The sequence below is a fragment of the Ramlibacter sp. bp-362 genome, assembly GCF_054956735.1.
Genome location: NZ_JBUDXE010000095.1, coordinates 1 through 231, shown reverse-complemented (window position 1 = coordinate 231; position 231 = coordinate 1). Strand labels below are relative to the sequence as shown.

Here is a 231-nt window from a genome sequence, read left to right as displayed (position 1 = left end):
CAGAACATCCCGATGATGCCGATGCTTACGACCGCCGCAGCACGATTTACAGCCTCCTCGGACGGAATGACGAAGCCCTGGCCGATTGCGATAAAGCCATTTCCCTGGAACCGGGCACGGCCTTCCATTATTTCAACCGCGGCGCCATTTACGAACAGCGCAAAGAATACCCGCTGGCCGTCAACGACTATACGAAGGCCCTGGCCTTGAGCCAGAAGGGCGATCCTTTGC

At 57.6% G+C, this 231-nt stretch carries 1 protein-coding gene; it reads left to right on the top strand.

Annotated features, from left to right (window positions below; all coding sequences use genetic code 11):
- On the top strand, positions 1 to 231 hold a 231-nt coding region (locus tag ACY0MJ_RS22545), incomplete at both ends, for a tetratricopeptide repeat protein (protein ID WP_462640795.1).